This window comes from Massilia sp. 05N420 (assembly GCF_056397205.1).
The window spans coordinates 1-460 of sequence record NZ_JBFTMX010000171.1; the positions used below are offsets into that span (position 1 = coordinate 1).

Below are 460 nucleotides of genomic sequence, written 5' to 3' on the forward strand. Positions count from 1 at the left end.
TATCTGCTGCGCTTCGGCCCGAATGCGCGCAAGCGAGGTGCGGAGCACCGCGGCGTCAGCTCGCATGTCCGGCTCCATCCAGGCTTTCGCGGGCGAGATTGTCGTTTGACGAACTGATGCCCATGCAGTCTTCGATCATCGCGCGCAGCATGGCGAACCGGAGTTCGAGGGCCGTCACTTCGACCGATTTCGCAAGGCCGGAAAGCTCCGACGCGAACTGGTCGAGCTCGCGCAGAAGCGATTGAACGTCGAATGTCAGATAGCTCATCACGTTCCTATTCTTGAGGCGACTCGGGATCGAGTTTCAGGAAACACTTAACCGGCATTCGGGGTCTGCGAAGGCAGATGCGGCGGTCATGGTGAACCAGCCGTAAATACGCAACGCGGCTGGTTCACTCTGGTGCAGCGGAAGATTCTCCGATCCTGCGCTGTTCAATACACCTTCGGCGGGCGATAAGGT

The 460-nt window shown here is 59.1% G+C and carries 1 protein-coding gene; it reads right to left on the bottom strand.

Annotation, left to right across the window (positions count from 1 at the left end):
• Window positions 1-55: 55 nt before the first annotated feature.
• Entirely contained in the window at window positions 56-268 is a 213-nt protein-coding gene (locus AC1DIX_RS27830) for a hypothetical protein (protein WP_112390004.1), read from the bottom strand.
• Window positions 269-460: the final 192 nt, after the last annotated feature.